Origin of the sequence: Niveispirillum sp. (assembly GCF_017996735.1) — a bacterium.
GTDB lineage: Bacteria > Pseudomonadota > Alphaproteobacteria > Azospirillales > Azospirillaceae > Niveispirillum.
Window position 1 is genome coordinate 1 of record NZ_JAGOGJ010000127.1, and the last position, 17,874, is coordinate 17,874.

General features: G+C 63.8%; 16 protein-coding genes. 11 read left to right on the top strand and 5 right to left on the bottom strand.

All coding sequences use genetic code 11. The annotated features are described in order from the left end of the window. Both KBA48_RS26410 and KBA48_RS26415 read right to left on the bottom strand, forming a co-directional pair. Positions 1 to 1,117, bottom strand: a 1,117-nt coding sequence (locus KBA48_RS26410; protein WP_292911681.1) for an ABC transporter substrate-binding protein, incomplete at its 3' end; no start/stop codon positions are given. Positions 1,118 to 1,302: 185 nt separating this feature from the next. After that, positions 1,303 to 1,959, bottom strand: a complete 657-nt coding sequence (locus tag KBA48_RS26415; protein ID WP_292911682.1) for a glutathione S-transferase family protein — start codon at positions 1,957 to 1,959, stop codon at positions 1,303 to 1,305. Positions 1,960 to 2,368: 409 nt separating this feature from the next. Between KBA48_RS26415 and KBA48_RS26420 the strand changes: the two genes are divergently transcribed. The 4 genes from KBA48_RS26420 (at position 2,369) to KBA48_RS26435 (ending at position 7,287) form a co-directional block, all read left to right on the top strand. Beyond that, a complete protein-coding gene (locus KBA48_RS26420) occupies positions 2,369 to 2,947 on the top strand; it encodes a HupE/UreJ family protein (RefSeq protein WP_292911683.1) in 579 nt (192 codons plus the stop codon). Positions 2,948 to 3,132: 185 nt separating this feature from the next. Beyond that, positions 3,133 to 4,182: a TAXI family TRAP transporter solute-binding subunit gene (locus KBA48_RS26425; RefSeq protein ID WP_292911684.1), complete on the top strand. Its 1,050-nt coding sequence runs from the start codon at positions 3,133 to 3,135 to the stop codon at positions 4,180 to 4,182. Between the two features lie 114 nt (positions 4,183 to 4,296). Continuing rightward, positions 4,297 to 6,243 carry a GGDEF domain-containing protein gene (locus KBA48_RS26430; protein ID WP_292911685.1) on the top strand — a complete coding sequence of 649 codons (1,947 nt, stop codon included), beginning with the start codon at positions 4,297 to 4,299 and terminating at the stop codon, positions 6,241 to 6,243. Between the two features lie 84 nt (positions 6,244 to 6,327). Beyond that, positions 6,328 to 7,287 carry a nucleoside hydrolase gene (locus KBA48_RS26435; RefSeq protein ID WP_292911686.1) on the top strand — a complete coding sequence of 320 codons (960 nt, stop codon included), beginning with the start codon at positions 6,328 to 6,330 and terminating at the stop codon, positions 7,285 to 7,287. On the opposite strand, the gene KBA48_RS26440 is transcribed toward KBA48_RS26435, so the two are convergent. Next, complete coding sequence (locus tag KBA48_RS26440) at positions 7,278 to 7,667, bottom strand: hypothetical protein (protein WP_292911687.1); 390 nt, start codon at positions 7,665 to 7,667, stop codon at positions 7,278 to 7,280. The two genes, KBA48_RS26435 and KBA48_RS26440, sit on opposite strands and share 10 nt — an antisense overlap. Before the next feature lie 524 nt (positions 7,668 to 8,191). Here KBA48_RS26440 and KBA48_RS26445 point away from each other — a divergent pair. Genes KBA48_RS26445 through KBA48_RS26470 form a run of 6 tightly spaced genes read left to right on the top strand, consistent with a single transcriptional unit; the run spans position 8,192 to position 13,995 of the window. After that, positions 8,192 to 8,998: a hypothetical protein gene (locus KBA48_RS26445; protein ID WP_292911688.1), complete on the top strand. Its 807-nt coding sequence runs from the start codon at positions 8,192 to 8,194 to the stop codon at positions 8,996 to 8,998. Continuing rightward, on the top strand, positions 8,991 to 10,166 hold the full coding sequence (locus KBA48_RS26450; protein WP_292911689.1) for a hypothetical protein: 1,176 nt from the start codon (positions 8,991 to 8,993) through the stop codon (positions 10,164 to 10,166). The genes KBA48_RS26445 and KBA48_RS26450 overlap by 8 nt, the downstream gene beginning before the upstream one ends. After that, positions 10,163 to 11,098: a glycosyltransferase family 2 protein gene (locus KBA48_RS26455; RefSeq protein WP_292911690.1), complete on the top strand. Its 936-nt coding sequence runs from the start codon at positions 10,163 to 10,165 to the stop codon at positions 11,096 to 11,098. Before KBA48_RS26450 ends, KBA48_RS26455 begins: the two co-directional genes overlap by 4 nt. Beyond that, positions 11,095 to 12,282: a hypothetical protein gene (locus KBA48_RS26460; RefSeq protein ID WP_292911691.1), complete on the top strand. Its 1,188-nt coding sequence runs from the start codon at positions 11,095 to 11,097 to the stop codon at positions 12,280 to 12,282. The genes KBA48_RS26455 and KBA48_RS26460 overlap by 4 nt, the downstream gene beginning before the upstream one ends. An 18-nt stretch (positions 12,283 to 12,300) precedes the next feature. Then, a complete protein-coding gene (locus KBA48_RS26465) occupies positions 12,301 to 13,194 on the top strand; it encodes a hypothetical protein (RefSeq protein WP_292911692.1) in 894 nt (297 codons plus the stop codon). 3 nt (positions 13,195 to 13,197) lie between these two features. Next, positions 13,198 to 13,995, top strand: a complete 798-nt coding sequence (locus KBA48_RS26470) for a glycosyltransferase family 2 protein (RefSeq protein WP_292911693.1) — start codon at positions 13,198 to 13,200, stop codon at positions 13,993 to 13,995. A 16-nt stretch (positions 13,996 to 14,011) separates the two neighbouring features. Here the strand turns inward: KBA48_RS26470 and KBA48_RS26475 are convergent, their stop codons facing one another. Together KBA48_RS26475 and KBA48_RS26480 are read right to left on the bottom strand one after the other, a co-directional pair. Beyond that, positions 14,012 to 14,629 (bottom strand): ParA family protein, encoded by a 618-nt coding sequence (locus tag KBA48_RS26475; protein WP_292911694.1) that lies wholly within the window; start codon positions 14,627 to 14,629, stop codon positions 14,012 to 14,014. Between the two features lie 27 nt (positions 14,630 to 14,656). Next, positions 14,657 to 16,237: a CYTH and CHAD domain-containing protein gene (locus tag KBA48_RS26480; protein ID WP_292911695.1), complete on the bottom strand. Its 1,581-nt coding sequence runs from the start codon at positions 16,235 to 16,237 to the stop codon at positions 14,657 to 14,659. Positions 16,238 to 16,454: 217 nt separating this feature from the next. On the opposite strand from KBA48_RS26480, the gene pgk reads away from it, so the two are divergent. Then, complete coding sequence (gene pgk, locus KBA48_RS26485) at positions 16,455 to 17,651, top strand: phosphoglycerate kinase (RefSeq protein WP_292911696.1); 1,197 nt, start codon at positions 16,455 to 16,457, stop codon at positions 17,649 to 17,651. Positions 17,652 to 17,874: the final 223 nt, after the last annotated feature.

The following is a 17,874-nucleotide window of genomic DNA, read 5'->3' on the forward strand; positions in this document are numbered from 1 at the left end:
CTCCCACCTTGGCCTGCATCGGTGTCACCAGCAAGGTGGTGTCGAACCCGTTGGCAAAGCCGGCATCGGCCAGAAGTTGACGGGCGCGGGCGGGGTCGTACTCGTCGTCCGGGATTTCCGGCACATGGGCGTCCATACCCGCCATCGCCATCTGAGACGTCACCGTGCCAAAGCCCGGCACGATCCGTTCGGCCAGCATGCGGGACGGCAGCGCCAGCAGCAGCGCCTGACGCACCCGCAGGTCGCGGAACCGGTTGGGACCGCCGGGTCCCGCCGCCGCGCGCTGGTTGGCTTGCAGATAGGTCACGCCAGTCGACCGCCCCTCGACAAGGGTGATGCCCGGTCGTTTGGCGAAGAAGGGCAGGGATTCCAGGGAAGGGTTGTCCAGGATGTCGATCCGCCCTTCCAGCAGGTAGGGCACCCGGTCGTTTTCGGTCAGGCGGATCAGGTGCAGATGCTCCCAGTCCGCAGGCCGGCCCCAATAATCCGGGTTGCGGTCCAACATGATGGAGCCGGTGCCATAGCGGGCCAGACGAAACGGGCCGGTGCCGGCGCCCGTGGCGGGGTTGGCATAGCGGTCGCTGCTTCCCCAATCCTGGTCGGCACAGCCACTGCTTGAATAGGTGATCTGAAGGTTGGCGGGCGCCGCCACGATGGGCACGCTGGCCGCATCGCTGGGGAAAACCGCCATGGGCGTTTGGTAGCGGATCAGCACGGTGAAGGGGTCCGGCGTTTCCACGGCGGCCACGCCATCCAGACGTGCCGCCATGGCACGCGGTTCCGGTCCCACCTTCGCCACGCGGCAGAAGCTGTACAGCACATCACGCGCCGTGAAGGGCTGACCATTCTGGAACCGCACATCCCGGCGCAGATGGAACAGCCAGACCCCGCTCCCCGTCTGTTCCCAGCGATCGGCCAGCAGCGGCACGGGACGATAGGCGGCATCGACCCCGACCAGCCCCTCATAAATCTGATTATGCATCATGTAATCGGCGCGATTGGACGCCAGATGCGGATCAGCCGCAGGTGCCAGATTCATCAGGCCGATGCGCAGGTCGGTTGCCGCCGCCATGGAAGGCAACAACAGGACAAAGCCCGCCAGCAGCAACCAGAGCAAAGATCGAACAGCAGGCGCTACCAACCCGAAACCTCACCGCCAACCTGCCCTGGCACCGGGGCAGCGCACTATGCGGTGTGCGCCCCCACCAAAGCAATAGGACGAAGCGGATAGCACACTTGCGTCATTCCCTGCCGAAGGGAGAGGTTTCCGGTCTGATCATGGGCCGCCGCGGCCGACGGCCCTCAGCTATTCGCAGCGCGACGGCGCATGAAATCGTCCAGCGCGCCGTTCATTTCCTTCAACAGATTGGCCACCATCGGATCGTTCTGGGCATGGCGCCAGACGGCACCCATGCGCGGATGGTCGGCGAACATGTCGATGCCGCCGAAGGCCGGCAGGAACTTCTCCAGGAAGAAACAGGCGGGCACCATGGCGCAGTCCGCCAGGGTGAACTGATCCCCCATGCACCAGGGGCCACTGATGAAGGTTTCCAGCCCGTCGCGCCCACGCTTCAGCTCGGCCAGCTTTTCCGCCACCAGGCGGGCGTCGCGGGTCGCCGGGTTCATCTGGCCCAGCAGGCCCAGAAGTGACGGCAGGATGTAGAGATCGGCGGCCCGGCTGATGATGCGGGCGCGTGCCCGTTCCAGATCGCTGCCCGGCAGGATGCGTTTTTCGGGGAAACGCTCATCCAGGAATTCGCAGATCACCTCGGATTCGATGATGGCGATGCCATCGGCTTCCAGGGCCGGCATTTTGCCATAGGGGTTGATGGCCAGATATTCCGGCGATTTCAACCCGCCGCCCGGCGGCGGCGCCAGCGGTATGTCCAGCCCCTTGTGCCGGATGGCCAGCAGCACCCGGGTGACGTAGGGGCTCAGCAGGACACCATAAAGCTTCATCACACATTTCTCCGGTCGGTCACCCCTGCGGCCATCGCCCCTACATAGCGCGATAGAGGGGCGGGGGGTAGGGGGCATTGTCCCCTATAGGACCGCTTCCCATTCCCTATATCGGGTTCCAGCCACCGATATGGTCATAGATGGGCTCGCGCAGTTCCTTGACCTGTCGGTTCAGCAGGGCCAGCGCCGCCACGGGCTGGCCCGATGTGGCCAGCAGAATGGCGCCCAGGCAGCCCGCCTTACGAGCCCAAGGAGTTGGCCGATATTATTTGACAGCGCCGCCCGGTCCGTGAATCGCTGATCGGTGTGTCGGGGCGGGGTCCTGTTGGGTCCCGCCCGTCGTCATGCGCTTGACCCGGCCCATGCCTTGCGGCCATCAAGGACGGGTTTGACGCCACCGGGATCCCCCATGCGCCTGCCGATCGCCCTGTGTCTGACCCTTGCCCTGGTGCTGCTGCCCGCCACGGCCCTGGCTGCCTCCGTGCCGCCTGGCTTCTCCTCGGGGCTGGCCGGGCCCGTGCTGACCTATGTGCATCTGTTCGGCCTGCTGGGGCTGGGTCTCTGGCTGGACATGCAGGGTCGTGGGGCGCCGGGGACGGGGGCAGGGCTGGCCCTGGCGGCCGGCATCATCGCCGGGTTGTTGACGCGCAGCGGGCTGCACCTGCCCTATACCGGTCTGGCGCTGGAGGCGTCGCTGGTCGTGCTTGGCGGGTTGCTGGCCGCGACCCTGACCCTGCCTGCCATTGTCGGACTGGTCATGGCTGCCGCCGTGGGGGCGCTGCACGGCATCAACCTGTCGCAATGGGGCGGGCCGGTCACCACCAACGTCCTGTTCTGGCCCGGCATGCTGACGGGTTGTGTGCTGGTCATGTCGTCGGGCGTCGGGCTGTCGGCCACGCTTTATCAGTTGGGCGGCGGCAAGGCGTCGCGGCTGTCGGGGGCGTTGATCGCGCTGCTGGGCCTGTTGATGCTTTTGAACGTCTTGTGACAAAAAACGTTGGATATCGGCCACAGGCCCCGACTTTTGTCGCCATCCATACCATTTCGTGTCCGTACCGGTTGCACTGTCCGGATGGGCGGCGCACCATGGTATGATCATCAGCAATCAAGGAAAGGGCGCTCGCCATGCCCAATCCAACGGAACCTCCGACTACCCCGCCCGAAGCCGACAAGATGTCCGCAGTCCTGCGACGTCGCACCTTTCTGGGCATGGGTCTCGGCCTGCTGGCCATTCCAGCCGCCCTGGCGGCACCTGCCAGTGATCAGGTGCGGTTCTTTCAGATCGGGACCGGCACTACAGGCGGCACCTATTTCCTGATCGGCGGCCTTCTGGCCAATGCCGTGTCCAATCCGCCGGGGTCGCGCCCCTGTGACCGGGGTGGGGCCTGCGGTGTTCCGGGTCTGATCGTCGTGGCGCAGGCCACCTCCGGCGCTGTTGATAATATCGGCCTGATGCGGTCGCGCCGGCTCGAATCGGCCCTGGTCCAGGCCGATATCGCGCATGTGGCCTTGACCGGCCAGGACCCGTTCCAGAAGACGGGCTATGCCGACCTGCGCGCCATCGCCAACCTTTATACGGAGACGATCCATCTCGTCACCCGCGCCGGCAGCGGCATCAAAAGCCCGGCCGACCTGAAGGGCAAGCGGGTTGCGCTCGGTGAACAAGGGTCGGGCACCCTGGTCACGGCCCGCGCGCTTCTGGCCACCTATGGCCTGTCGGAAAAAACCGTGAAGCCCTTCTATCTCAGCCCCGCCGCCGGCGGCGACCGGCTGGAAGCGGGTGAACTGGACGCTTTCCTTATCGTTGGTGGCTATCCGTTGCCGGCGGTTGCCGATCTGGCGCGGCGTATCCCCATTTCCCTGGTGCCGTTCGATGATGCCCGCGCTGCCCAGTTGATGAAACGGCTGCCGCATTTCACCGAAGCCCGGATCGACGCGGACACCTATGAAGGTGTGCCAGCCACCCGCAGCCTGGGGGTTGGGGCCATTTGGGCGGTGCGCGGCGATCTGAAGCCGGAGCTGGTCCATGACATCACGGCCGCGCTGTGGAACGAACAGACCCGGTCCATGCTGGATAACGGTCATCCGCGCGGCCGGTCCATCCAGTTGGCAACGGCACTGACCGGACTGTCCGTCCCCTTGCATCCGGGGGCGGAGCGTTTTTATCGTGGGAAGGGCATGCTGAAGGGTGATCCGCCCCCCGCTATGCCCGCCACACATTGAACGAGAATGCGGTGTGAATTGTTTCTCGCTCGACCTGTTCGCTTTCATGGCTTGACCGCAGCAAACACACAAAGATAACCTTTTCAGGATAGCAGCAGCGGAAAGGGTGCGGCCGTGGATGCGAGCAAGGCGGGATGGCTGTTGCCGGCGCCGCTGGCCCGTTTGTCCGGCACCCTTCTGGGGGGCTTTGTCGTGCGGCTTGCCGGCTGGTCCATGGTGATCGTCCTGGCGCTCACGGCCATCGGTTATTCAACCATCTATGATCGTGAAGAACGCGAGGCGCTGGAGCAGCTCAAGGCGCATCTGCTGGAACGCGGCCGCACGGAAAGTGCCATCTTTCAATTGGCTGCCGCCAATATGGATGCGTTCCGCGACCGGTTCCTGGACCTTTATGCCAATCCGGACATCCTGCCGAACCCGGATTTCGACGCGTTTTTCCAGCGCGGGGAGGATGGCGCCACCCGCCTTCGCCGTGAATATTTCGATGGTGTCATCAATCGGGAAGGTATCGGACATAAGGGAATGTCCGGTTTCATTGGCGCCAATCAGCAGAATATTCCAGCGGAACTGAAACGACGGCTGGTATTGTCTTATCATCTTTTGGCTGAATACGGTCCGGCATGGAACAGCCGTTTCATCAATACCACCATCAGCATGCCGGAAAACGCCATGGTGATGTATTGGCCGGCCTTCGCCTGGGGGTTGGAGGTGGAGGCCAATCTGGACATGACGGCCTTTTCGGTCGTGCGCTCCACGATGTTTCCCGAGAATCCACAGCGTCGCGCCGTGTGGACGCCGCTCTATCATGACCATACGGCCAAGGCCTGGATGGTTACCTATCAATTGCCGGTCGATTACCAGGGGCGGCACCTGATCAATGCCGGTCACGATGTTCTGGTGAATGATCTGATGGACCGGCTGATCACCGACCATTTGCCCGGCACCTATAATTTCGTGTTGGCGGCAGACGGGCATCTGGTGGCCCATCCGCTATGGATGGACCGGCTGCGCAAGGAACTGGCCACCATCAACCTGAAGAAGCTGGGCGATCCGGGTTTGTTGCGTATCCATGCCCTGATCGGCGAAAGCGTAGAACGGCGCAAGGTCGCCCCGGTCGCCGCCGATGACGTCTGGGTCGTCGATGATGCGGAGGACGGGGCCTATCTGGCGGTGACGCGGCTGCAGGGGCCGGACTGGTGGTTCATTGCGCGCTATCCGAAATCCCTGGTGGCGGCCAAGGCGCATCAGGCAGCCAGCGCCATCATGGCCATGGGCATGGCCTATTTCCTGGCCATGCTGGCGCTGGTCTTCATCCTGCTGCGCCGGCAGGTGGCGGACCCGATCCTGCAATTGAAGGAGGCGTCGGAAAAGGTGGCGGCCGGAGAATATGCGGCCGTGGCCGACGGCCAGTCGCGGCTGCCGACGGCGGCGCAGGACGAGATCGGGCTGCTGGCCCGGTCGTTCCAGGACATGGCGGCGCGTGTGCGTGACGCGTCTGACAGCCTGGCTGAACAGGTCGTGCTGCGCACCGAAGCGCTGGAGGCCGCCAACAAGCAGTTGGAGGAATGGAGCCTTCACGATCCGCTGACCGGCACCCATAACCGCCGCGCCTTCGATGCCGATCTGCGCAGTGTGCATGATCTGGCCTGCCGCCAGGGGAAAGCCGCTTTTGCACTGGTCCTGGCGGAAATCGATCATTTCCAGGCCTATAACGACGCCTATGGTGCCGCCGCCGGGGATCAGGTTTTGCGTACCCTGTTCCGTGCCGTGGCACGGCAGGTGGGGCAGGGGGACCGTGTTTATCGCCATGGCGGGGCACGGCTGGGCATCATCCTGACCGCCGTGGAGCCGGCGGCGCTGGAGGGGCAGGTGCGTCAGATCCTGGACATGGTCGCGGGCCTTGCTCTGCCGCATCAGCGCAGCCCCCATGCCATGGTCACGCTGTCGGCCGGCCTTGCCCGGTTCGAACCGGGCATGACCACGCCGGCCGACATGGTGCGCCTTGCCGAACAGCGGATGGAGGCCGCGCGGAGGGGCGGAAGCAACAGGCTGGTCGCGTGATCCCTGTGATACCGTCCCCCTTTCCCGCCAGTGCCAAAGCGCACTAATCTGCGGTCAGTCGCAACCGCATGATCGTATGGCCCGATGACACAGCCCCTTTCCCTGATCCTGGATGGTGATCCCGGTACCGATGATCTTCTGGCCTGGATGTGGGTGCTGGCGCTGCCGCAGCGGGCGCGGATTCTGGGCATCTGCACGGTCAATGGCAATGTCACGCTGGACCGCACCACGGCCAACGCGCTGTCCTTCCTGGACCATGTCGGCATGCCGGATATTCCCGTGCATGCCGGGGCCAAGGCGCCGTTGGGCAAGGATGAACCGCCGCCCGGTGATGGCGCCTTTGCGGAATCGGGGCTGGGTGAGTTGGTGCTGGCGCCCTCGCTGCGGTCGGCCGCTTCACCGGACGCGGTCGGCTGGATGGCCCAGACGCTGCGGTCATGCCCGGTGCGCACCGTCACCATCCTGGCGACCGGTCCCCTGACCAACCTGGCCCTGTTGCGGCGGCAGGCGCCCGACGCCTATGCTCGCATCGGCCGCATTGTGGCCATGGGCGGGTCGTTCGCGCCGCTGCCGCCCAATTTTGTACGCCGGGGCAATGTCACGCCGTTTGCGGAATTCAATTTCTGGATGGATGCGGCGGCAGCGCAATCGGTGTTGAATGGCGGTGTGCCTGTTCTGCTGGCCCCTGCCGACGTGACGCACCAGTTGATCTCCAACCCCGCCCGCATGGCCGCTGCCCGCGCCCTGCCGCGTTTCGGGCGGGAGGTGGCGTTGATGCTGAATGCGCCCTATCACCTGGACAAGCCGAAATTCCACACCGACGGTGCCTTCCTGCATGACCCGACCGCCGTCGCGGGCCTGTTCTATCCGGAGTTTTTCGAAACCGTGCGGGCCCAGGCGCATATCGCACAGGAAGGGACCGGCATCGGTGCCGGCCTGCTGCTGCCGGACGGGGCCGGCAGCGTGGAGGTGATGATCCGCGTCAAGGACACGGACGCCTTCTATGATCGTCTGTTCGGCGACCTGGCCGGCCATTACGCCTGAGCCAGACGGCTCCCCTGGCGCAGGCTGAGCATCTGCGCTAGGGCCAGGCCACCCACGGCGAAAGCCTGTACCAGAACGAACCCGGTGCCCAGCGCCGTGGTCCAGCCTGCGGTCAGCAGGGCCAGGCTGCCCACAGCCCAGGCCAGGTTCAACGCCACCATGGCCCGTGCCGGCCCGGTGCCCACCCCCACCCGCCGCCCGGCAAAACCGGCCAGCAGGGCCGCCGGGAACAGCACGATCCCCGCCTCCATCAACAACCAGCCCGGCAGGCCCAGCAACGGTTCCAGCAGACCGGCACCCAGCGTGAACAGAAGTCCCGATGCCGCACAGGTCGCGGCGTCAATCAGCAGAAGCTGGCGGGTGAAAACGCTGATACCCATGATGCTCTCCATCGTTCTGATTTCCGATGGGCCGATCATGGCGCGGCCGGCAGGGGCTTGCGATTACCTTGCAGGTAATAAGCCCGCCGCCTTCGGGCCGTGCGCCCCGTCCTCATCAACCGATCTCACAACCCGATCGAAAGCCTTTGCCTTTGGGTGGGACAGTCAGCGCCACCCACACTTCTGTCAGGCGTCCGGGTGGCCAGATTTATCGGGGCTGTTTTCCCGATGCCGGTAGGGAAACGGTCCTGAAACGGACGAGAAGGGGCGTGCAACGGTAGAGTGTATGCGCGGCGAAACTTCTTATCATGTTGATTTATTTATAAAATATTCAGAACCGGACTCGTCTGGTGCTTCTGATCGGCGATACGCTAAGGGTGGCATGGCTAATTTTGCCCGCCATAATAATATGACCATATCAATAAATAAGCGCGGAATTTTTGTAGAATATTCTATTTAAGGTGCTGTTTCGCAGTATTTGAATCTCCCCATGGAAAATCTGAACCTCTGAGGAGTTGAAGGGCATGGACGGTCTCGCCTCGCTTATTTTTCCTGTTTTGCGATCAATGCCGGATGTTTCCGTCAGAACACCGCTTCTGGAAGCATTCTCAACGGTTAATGAAGATTTTGTGGTCATCGAGAACGGGTTTCGTACCCTGACATCGCGCGAACAGCGCCCCGATGACCTTCGGCGCTTCTTTGCCAGTTGGAGCCAAACCAACAACAGCGCCATGACGGTTTCCGGGATCAGCAATCGGCTGACTTTGGTGCTGCATCGCGAAGGGCATGTGCAGGACAAGCTCGAACTGTTGCAGACGCTTGTCTGCCTGCACCGGATCACCGATGAGGATCTGGCGGTGACGCACCGCATTCTGCATTCGCAGATGTTTCACGAGATGGCAACGGGCATCATCGGCGACGATGGCTGGCTGATGACCCAATATATCGACAAAACGGCCATCGAGTTCAAGAAATGGAAGGACCACATGTCGTTGCGCGAGGCGGATCTTGCGCTCGCCTTGCTGACGACATTGGTTCACGAAATTTATACGCATGGGGAGGTGGAGTTTATTCTGCCGCTCTTTAGCAAATGGCTGACCGATACATATTCGTTCGGCGAGCGTGAGCGGGAGCGTACCCTTCGCTGGATCAAGGTGCATTGTGGCGGCACGGAAAGCAGGCATTTCTTCCATGCCGTGGATGCCATGGCCCGCTATGAAAGGGCGTTCGGCATTGATTGGACCCAGTACGATCTCGCGTCCATCGTCCATTCCTATATGGCAAAGAAAGCGGCCGTCCTGAAGGCGGCGGTTCCCGCCGGCAATGCATAACAGCCTGCACCCGACGCTGATCGAGATGGGCAATGCCGGATGGGTGCCGGCTTCACAGCCCATTGCCGGCCTGTCACCGGCCGACAATCTGTGTTCGCGACGTGCTTTGCTGCTGCCCGATGGCTATCGCGATCAGATGCGCCGGCTGGGTCCCCTGATTGATCTGGCAGTCCGGGCGGTGGTCGAGCGGTATTTCGTCGATCCACGGATTGCGGCGATCTATGCGCTGCCCCCCGCGCTGGAACAGATCCTGCGCCAGGCGGCGTCGAAGCCCTATCAGGTCGGCTGGTACAGACCGGATCTGATCTTCGACCGCGACGGTACGGCGCGGATTTGTGAGATCGGTGCACGCTACCCCTTCAATGGCTGGATGGTCAGCCATGCCTGGTCGCGTGGTCATGCCGATTTCTGGGATGATCTCTGTGCCCTGTTTCCGCGGGGGAGCACAGCAGCCCTGGTGCATGGGCGGGAACCGGGCGGGGAGGTTGATTATCTGTCGACCCATCTCCGGCGCGCCGGGGTTGGCTTCGTCGCCGTTTCGCCACAGGAACTGGTGATGCACGACGGATATGTGCAGGCCAAGGGCTGCCGTCCGGATCAATTCATCCTGCAACTGGACCGCACTGAATTGCTGACACTGTCGCCGGAGGTTTTGGCCCATCTTGTGGAGCGCGGGAACTATTTCAACGATGTCCGCACGTTGATCCTGGTGCATGACAAGCGTGTCCTGGCGGTGCTGTCGGATGCGGCGATCATGCGGGATGCCATGCCGGCCGATCTTTATGCCCAGTTGCAGCCGCATCTGATTTTTTCCACCTGTGCCCGGTCCGCTGCCGATGCGGAGGAACTGCTGCGGCAAGAGGGCGATTGGATCGCCAAGCCGAGCAGCGGCGGGCGGGGCATCGGAACGCTGGTGCGGTCGCGATGCAGCGCGGATCACTGGGCCGAAATGATCCGGCGGGACTGGCGGCACCTGATGTTCCAACCTTATTTGCAGCAGCTTGCGTTTGTGGATCCGGATTATGCACAGCCGATCCATATGGTGGGCATGCTGCTGTGCCGCGACAGCGTCTGTTATGGCAGCGGGTTGTTCCGCGGCTCCGATGAGGCCGTGATCAACCTGCACCAGGACCGTGGGAAACTCTATCCCTGCATGGTGGCATCATGAGCCTTTCCGTTGTCATCCCCTTGTATAACAAGGCCGAATATATTGAGGAAACCCTGGCCTCCCTGGGCCGGCAAACACGGTTGCCGGACGAGGTGATCGTGGTGGACGACGCCTCTACCGACGGGAGTGCCGAGCGTGCCGGCGTGGCCCTGTCACGGTTGCGGGCGATCGGCGTTCGCCGTGTGGAATTGCTGCGCCAATCCGATAATGCCGGTCCCAGTACGGCCCGCAATCGCGGCCTGGAGCGGGCAACGGGCCGGGTGCTGGCCTTTCTGGATGCTGATGATTGCTGGCGCGCCGATTGCGGTGCCCGGATCCTGGATAGTATGCGCGACCACGCGTTGGATTTGCTGGTTCTGGGGTACGATTCCCTGCCGTCCGGCGAACGTTTTCCCAGCGCCGACCTCTTGCGCCGGGAGACCATCGCCGCAGGTGGGGATCTGCACCTTCTGCCGCGCCTGACCACCACCGCCGGCGATCCCAGCTTTTTCATGGGCCGCGCCAGCAATGTAGCGGTGCGGCGCGGCGTGATCGGTCATGAACGGTTCGTGGATGGCCGCCATGTGAACGAGAATATCGATTTCTGGTACCGTATCGCCAAACGTATCGGCCGCCGCAATGCCGGGGTGGACAGGCCGGTGGCCGGCCTGCTGGCGGTCCCGATGATCCAATACCGGATTTTGCCCGACAGCCTGTCGCATCGCCGATTCAGCGATTGGCGGCACCTGCAAATTCCCCCCAGCCTGGAACGGTTCCGGTACAGCGACGATGCCGATGACCGCCGGCTGTGCCACTTGCTGGGGCGGCGCTGGCTGGATTTCGCGATGACAAGCCTGTCCGACCCGTCCGCGTGCGCCGCCTTCTGTGCCGCCCACGGAGCCTTGCTGACGCATTACGGCATCGGCCTGCCGAAGATGCGGGAGGTCGCATGACCCGGTCATCAGGCAAAATTGGCGCGGATTTTGACCACGCCATGGCCCAGTCGTTCGAGATCGCCCGCCATCATCCGTTCTGGCGGTCATTCTATGAGGGATGCCAGGATTGGCGGACAGCGCCATCCTGCCAGAAAAGCGACCTGCTGACCGTCCTGCACGGTTTCTCCCCCGCCGCGGAAAGGCGCGGCGTCTATCTGGTGCGATCGGGCGGCAGGACGGCAGCCCCGCTGATTTTCCCCGTGGATATTGCGGAAAACCATGCCCAGCGGCAGGCTTTGGCGGCAGGACTGACGGCACGCGGGGTGTTTTCCCCGCAATCGGTGGTGCTCAATCTTTTCGCCTATACCGGCCTGTACCGCACGGCGTCGATCATCGATGATCTGCTGGAACGATGCTATGCCACCACCCTGCCGATGAGCGCGCAGGCGCCCTACCGCGACATGCACGCGGCGGCCGAATTGTTCCAGCCCACCCATCTGGCAGGCACGCCGTCGGTGCTGACCCTGCTCGCCAACTGGTGCCATGAAAATGGTGCGGCGCCGCCGCAGATCCCGCAGTTGCTCTATGCAGGAGAGCTGTTGCGCGACAGCGTGCGCGCCCATCTGTGTCGCACCTTCGGCGTCCGTCAGGTCTGGTCCCTCTATGGCGGCGCCGAAACCGGTATCTGGGCGGTTTGCAACGCCAGCAAGGAGCCGGGATTGTTCAGCACCCTGCCGCAAGTGCTGGTGGAGATCGAGGCGCCGGACGCCGATGGTTTTGGCGAGATCGTGGTCACCAACACCTGGCGCAAGCGCTTTCCGCTGTTCCGCTATAGCCAGGGTGATGTCGGCCGGCTGGTGGAAAGGGCGGGGGAGCGCATGCTGGAGGTTCGCGGCCGGCGACCGCTGACATTCCGGTTCTACGAGATCACCTATGACGATAGCGGCTTTTCAACGGTGGCCGGCGCCTGTCCGCATTGGCAGGTGGTACTGGATTTCGGCAGCGATGGCTGCGACCGGCTGGGCCTGCATGTGGTCTGTGACGATCCGGCCGCCCTTGCCGCCATCGATGATCGTTTGCGCCGGCATATGAAGGAAGACAGGGACAGCAAGGCGGTGCATGTGCGGTCGGTGAAGCTGGCCGATCTGCATATCGACCCCACCACCAGCAAGACCGCGACCGTGGTCGACCGTCGTCGTTGAGTTTTCAGGCAGGGAACCATGGAAAAGCTGGCCAATATCCTGGCGTATGAAATGAATGCCTGGCGCGGATACCTGATCAGCCATCTGGTGGAATCCCATCAGGAGGCGGGATGGGAGGATGATTGGGCTGTTCTGGATCGTGCCTGTGGCCCCGGCATCGACACTGTGCTGTTCCATAATTGCCTGTCGCATGCGGCCCTGTTTCCGCGTCGGCGGGCGGAACTGGAACGGCGGATCGCGGAGCGGGGGATCAGGCTGCTGAATGCCGGTCTGGCCGACATGCGCAAGCGGACCCTGCATATGATGCTGGAACGTGCCGGCGTGCGCTGTGCGCGGGCGGCGCGGCAGGGGCCGGGTGATCAGCTATTGTTCGTCAAGACCAACCTGAATTTCGGCGGCAAGGCGGAACTGGCGCTGCCCCCCGACCTTCAGCCCCTCTTCTCCGTTTCCCCGGATTGCCCGATCCGGGCCTGGAATGATTACCGCCTGCTGCGACGTGACGAGATCGACCCGCTCTGGTGGGATAACCCGGATCTGGTGATCGAGAATTACATCGCCCATGACGACACGCTGTATCGCGTCTATGGCTGTGGCGACATGATGATCTGTATCCTGGCCCATAGCGATGATCTGATCAAAAAGGAAGACGAACACCCGGAGGATCGCTGGTTTCATCTCGATCGCCGGGATATGTGGGCGGGCGGCGGTGATCTGCCCGATGACCTGCGCAGGCAATTGGCAGGTTTCACCGCCCTGTATCCATTCGATTATTTCTGTCTGGATGTGGTCCATGACGGGGCGAACCATACGATCATCGACCTGAACCTGACCCCCTTCTGCGGTGTGCAACAGCCCAAGGGGCAATGGCTGGGCCTGTTGCGGCGCGGTCTGCACGACCTGACGCGGAGGTGACCCATGCACACAATATCGGTGCTGATCGCGGCTTTTGATGCCCGCCGCTGGCTTGGCGACAGCCTCGATGCCGTGTTCGCCCAAACGCTTCCCCCCGGCTGGCGTTTGCAGGTGCTGCTTGGCATTGATGGCTGCGCCGATACGCTGGACTATATCGCGACCGCATCTTACCCCGATCTGCTGATTGTCCATCTGCGACGCAACCGCGGCACCTATGTGACCTTCAATACATTGATGCAATACGCGCAGGGCGACCTGATCGCCCGGTTCGATGCCGATGATGTGATGCGCGATGGCTATCTGGCCGCGCATATCGACGCCTTGCAGACGGGCGCCGACCTCAGCATGTCATGGAGCATTTATACAGACGAGCAGTTGCGCCCGACATCGGTTGTCCCGGCCCTGCCGGACTACCGGCCCGAGAATGGTGAACGGCGCATGGGCACGGACGGGCAGTTTGTTGCCAAACGGGCCGTCTGGCAGCGGTTGGGCGGTTTTCGTCCCTGGCCCTGCACGGCCGACAGTGAATTCGTGATCCGCGCCCAGGCCGCCGGGTTCCGCACCCTTGTGCTGGAGGAATTCCTTTATCTGCGGCGAACCCATGCCCGGTCGCTGACCACCGATCCGGCAACCAACTATCAGTCGGACACGCGTTCACGGATGCGGGACCTGACCCTTGCCTATCGCGACGAATACCTGTCGGGGCGAAGGCCGGTGGAGGTGGAGGCGGAGATCGAACCGGAACATGTGCTTGTAGGCCCAGGCCCCGGTCACGGTCTTTACGCCATGGCCGCCGGTTAAACCGGGATCGCGCCCATCATCCCACGAAGTCCAGCAGCGGCTGCCAATCGGCGCGCAGGTCGGCCGCTCGCTTGGCCTTCTGATCGAACAGGGTCAGGCCCTCAGCGGCCAGATCGGTATACATCTGGCTGTCGCGCAGGCGGGCCACCACCTGATGTCCTGCGCCGGCCAGAAAGGTGTCCAGCCGGTCCGCCGCCTTGGTCCGGGCGCGCAGGCGGTTGCCGACGATGGCGACGGGGACCTTTTCCTTGGCGATGGCCTTCACCTCTTCCAGCTTGTCCAGGAAACGGGCCGTTGCCGCCTCGTCAAAGGCGCCGGGCAGGACGGGCAGGACCACGATGTCGGACAGGCGGATCAGTTCCTCCACATCCTTGGGCCGCATGGCGGCCGGCGCGTCGATGACCAGACGGCCGGTGCCCGCGGGCGCCTTTCCAATCTCCTTCACCCAGTCCAGCCCCTGGATGGGGGAAGCCGTTTCCGGCCGGGTCTTCAGCCAGCCCAGGGAGGATTTCTGCCGGTCCAGATCGGCCAGCGCCGTCTTGTGCCCATGGCCCGCAAAATAGGCGGACAGATGCGTGGCGATGGTGGTCTTGCCGACGCCGCCCTTGATGTTGGAGACCAGGATGGTGCGCATGGGGTTTCCTTTGCGTTGGGCGGAGGATCAGCGTTCCTCCGCCTCCTCTTCCGCTTCCTGCCAGAAGGGCTTGACGTCGGTGAAACGGTGCCAGTCGGCGACGATATGGTCTTCCAGATCATGCAGGCCGCGTGCATGCCATCCGGCCACCAGCCCGGCACCCAGGCGCCATTCCGGCGGCAGGCCCGTGCCGGCGGTGCGTTCCAGATCAGCCACCAGCTTGTCCACCGTGGCCACATCCTGCAAATGACCCAGATGGTCCTGCAAGGTGGCCAGTTCCTCCAGGAACCGGCGCAGGGCCTTGCCCTCATAGAGCGACCGGAAAAAATCGGCGGCGTAGCGCAGCTTCTTCAGGGAGATACGCAATTCGTGCCGGGGTGCCGCCGCCAGCTTGGCAAAGCCCCGGCCGCGCTTGCGCGCCTGACGGTGCCGCTTGCCCAGCAGGGCGCCCGCCATGTCGGTGACCGGGGACAGCAACAGGGTCGATTGCTCGCTGACCGGCTGGTTGCGCCATTCCCGGCCATCGACCCAGGCGGCCAGATCCAGCAGCAGGGCCGTATGGGTGGGATCGGCCAGGGTGGAACGGACCAGGGCATAGCCCCGGTCGCGGGCCGCACGGGCCGCCGCTTCCAACGCCGCAATACCGTCATGGCCGGGCAGGGCCTGCGCCACGGGCGGCAGCAGCTCGCCCAGGAACACGTCCCATTCCCGTGCCGGACCCAGCGCATCGGCCAGCGCCTTCACGCGCGGGCCCAGGCTGTCCATCTGCTCGGCCGGGATGAAGGGGCGAAAGATCTGCAGGGCGGAGCGCAGGCGGCGCAGTGCCACGCGCATCTGATGCACGCCCTCCGGGTCCTGGCCCTGCCGCGTCACCGGCTCGTTCGCCATCATATGGCCCAGGCAGTGGCGGACGATGGTGGAAAGCGATTCCTCCACCGTGGCAGCGGGGTCCAGCGTCAGCTTGGTCGCCTTCACGCTGACGGGCGTGGCGCCGGATGACAGGGCATAGCCGCGCGCCGACTTGGTCAGCATTTCCAGCCGCACCGGTACCTCGGCATGGATGGCGCGGGCCAGATCGTAAAGGACGGCGGTGTCGCTGCCTTCGATCAGTTCCAGTTCCGCCTCATGCACCGGCAGGGACAGGCCGCCGGGGGCCACGATCTCCCCCTGGTCCAGCGCCAGCTCGATGGTGATGCCGGGTCGCGGCGACAGATGGCGGATCTGCCGGCGGATTCGGGTTTCAAACACCGGCGCCAGATCGTCGTTGGTGATCCCGCCCAGTTCTTCCAGAATCGTCGCATCGGGGAACAGGGACAGGTCGGGCCGGGGATGGCCCACCTCCACCTCCCATTCCCCGCGCACCAGAGCGCCGGCACCCGGCTGTGGCGCCGATTTCAGCGTCTGGACCAGCTTGCGCCCCACACGCCGCACGCGCAAGGACAGGCCGTTGGCCAGAAACCGCCGGTCATCGGTATCAAAATAGATGCTGTCGAGCGACTTGACCTTTGGCTTCGCGATGGTGTCGGACAGGCAGGAAAGCCCACGCAGCCGGTCCATATCGGACGGCGCCACCGCCAGTTTCAGTTCAATCTCCAACCCGGACATCATACACCGTACACATGCCAAAACACGGTCGGCGGGCTGATTCGCCCCGGAATCCGGCCGTTTCAGATTAACGATGACAATTCCGTGAACGCCTGTCTATCGCGCGCGGCGATTTTTTTGCACATGTCCCCGACGGGGGTGGCGGTTGAAAGGCCGGGCGCAATGGTGTTTGCTCGCCTCCGGCTTCCCATGCCCAACCATTCTGACGGGGACTTCTTCCATGCGCTTCCAGACCCTCGACACCATCGACGTCGCCGGTAAGACGGTACTTGTCCGCGCCGACCTGAACGTGCCCGTCGCCGATGGGCAGGTGACCGATACGACCCGCATCGACCGTCTGGTCCCCACCTTGAAGGAGATCGCGGCCAAGGGCGCCAAGGTCGTCGTCATGTCGCATTTCGGCCGCCCCAAGAACGGCCCCGACACGAAGAACAGCCTGCGTCAGGTCGTGCCCGCCGTGGAAAAGGCGCTGGGCGTCCCCGTCGCCTTTGCAGAGGATTGTGTGGGTGAGAAGGCGGCATCTGCCATCGCCGCCTTGGCCCCCGGCGGCGTGCTGATCCTGGAGAATACCCGCTTCCACGCGGGCGAGGAAAAGAACGATCCGGAACTGGCCAAGGGCCTGGCGGCACTGGGCGATGTCTATGTCAACGACGCCTTCTCGTCGGCCCACCGCGCGCATGCCTCCACCGAAGGCATCGCCCATCTGCTGCCGTCCGCCGCGGGCCGCCTGATGCAGGCCGAACTGGAAGCGCTGGGCAAGGCGCTGGCCGCCCCGGAACGGCCGGTGGCCGCCGTGGTCGGTGGGGCCAAGATTTCCACCAAGCTGGACCTGTTGCTGAACATGGTGTCGAAGGTCGATATCCTGATCCTGGGTGGCGGCATGGCCAACACCTTCCTGTTCGCCAAGGGGGTGTCGGTCGGCAAGTCGCTCTGCGAGGCCGACATGGCCGATCAGGCCCGCGCCATCATGGAAAAGGCGGCAGGCGGTGGGTGCGAGATCGTGCTGCCGGTTGACGGCCTGCTGGCCCGTGAATTCAAGGCCAATGCCGATCACCGCATCGCCGCCGTCACCGATATCCAGGAAGGCGAGATGATGCTGGATGCCGGTCCCGCCACCGTGGAACTGGTAGGCAAGAAGCTGGAAGGCGCCAAGACCCTGGTGTGGAACGGTCCGTTCGGCGCCTTTGAACTGGTGCCGTTCGACAGCGCCACCAACGCCGTGGCCGCCATCGCCGCCAACCTGACGGCGCAAGGCAAGCTGCTGTCGGTGGCCGGTGGTGGCGATACGGTCGCCGCCCTGGAACATGCCGGTGTGGCGCAGGGCTTCTCCTACGTCTCCACGGCGGGCGGTGCCTTCCTGGAATGGCTGGAAGGCAAGGAACTGCCGGGCGTGGCCGCGCTGGAAAAACACGCCTGAGGTTTTCAGGCTTATAGCCCTCACCCTCCCAAGCCCTTACGGGCTTGGGCCCCTCCCTCTCCCGCAGACGGGCGAGGGGCGGAACTTTGTGCTGGGCCTAGGGTCTGTGGGGATTCACAAAAGGGTCGTTATGTGATTCAAGCTCTGGATGGATAGGAATCTTCTGACGGACGCCCAATGGGCGAAGATAGAGCCGCACTGCCTTGGCAAGCGCACCGACCCT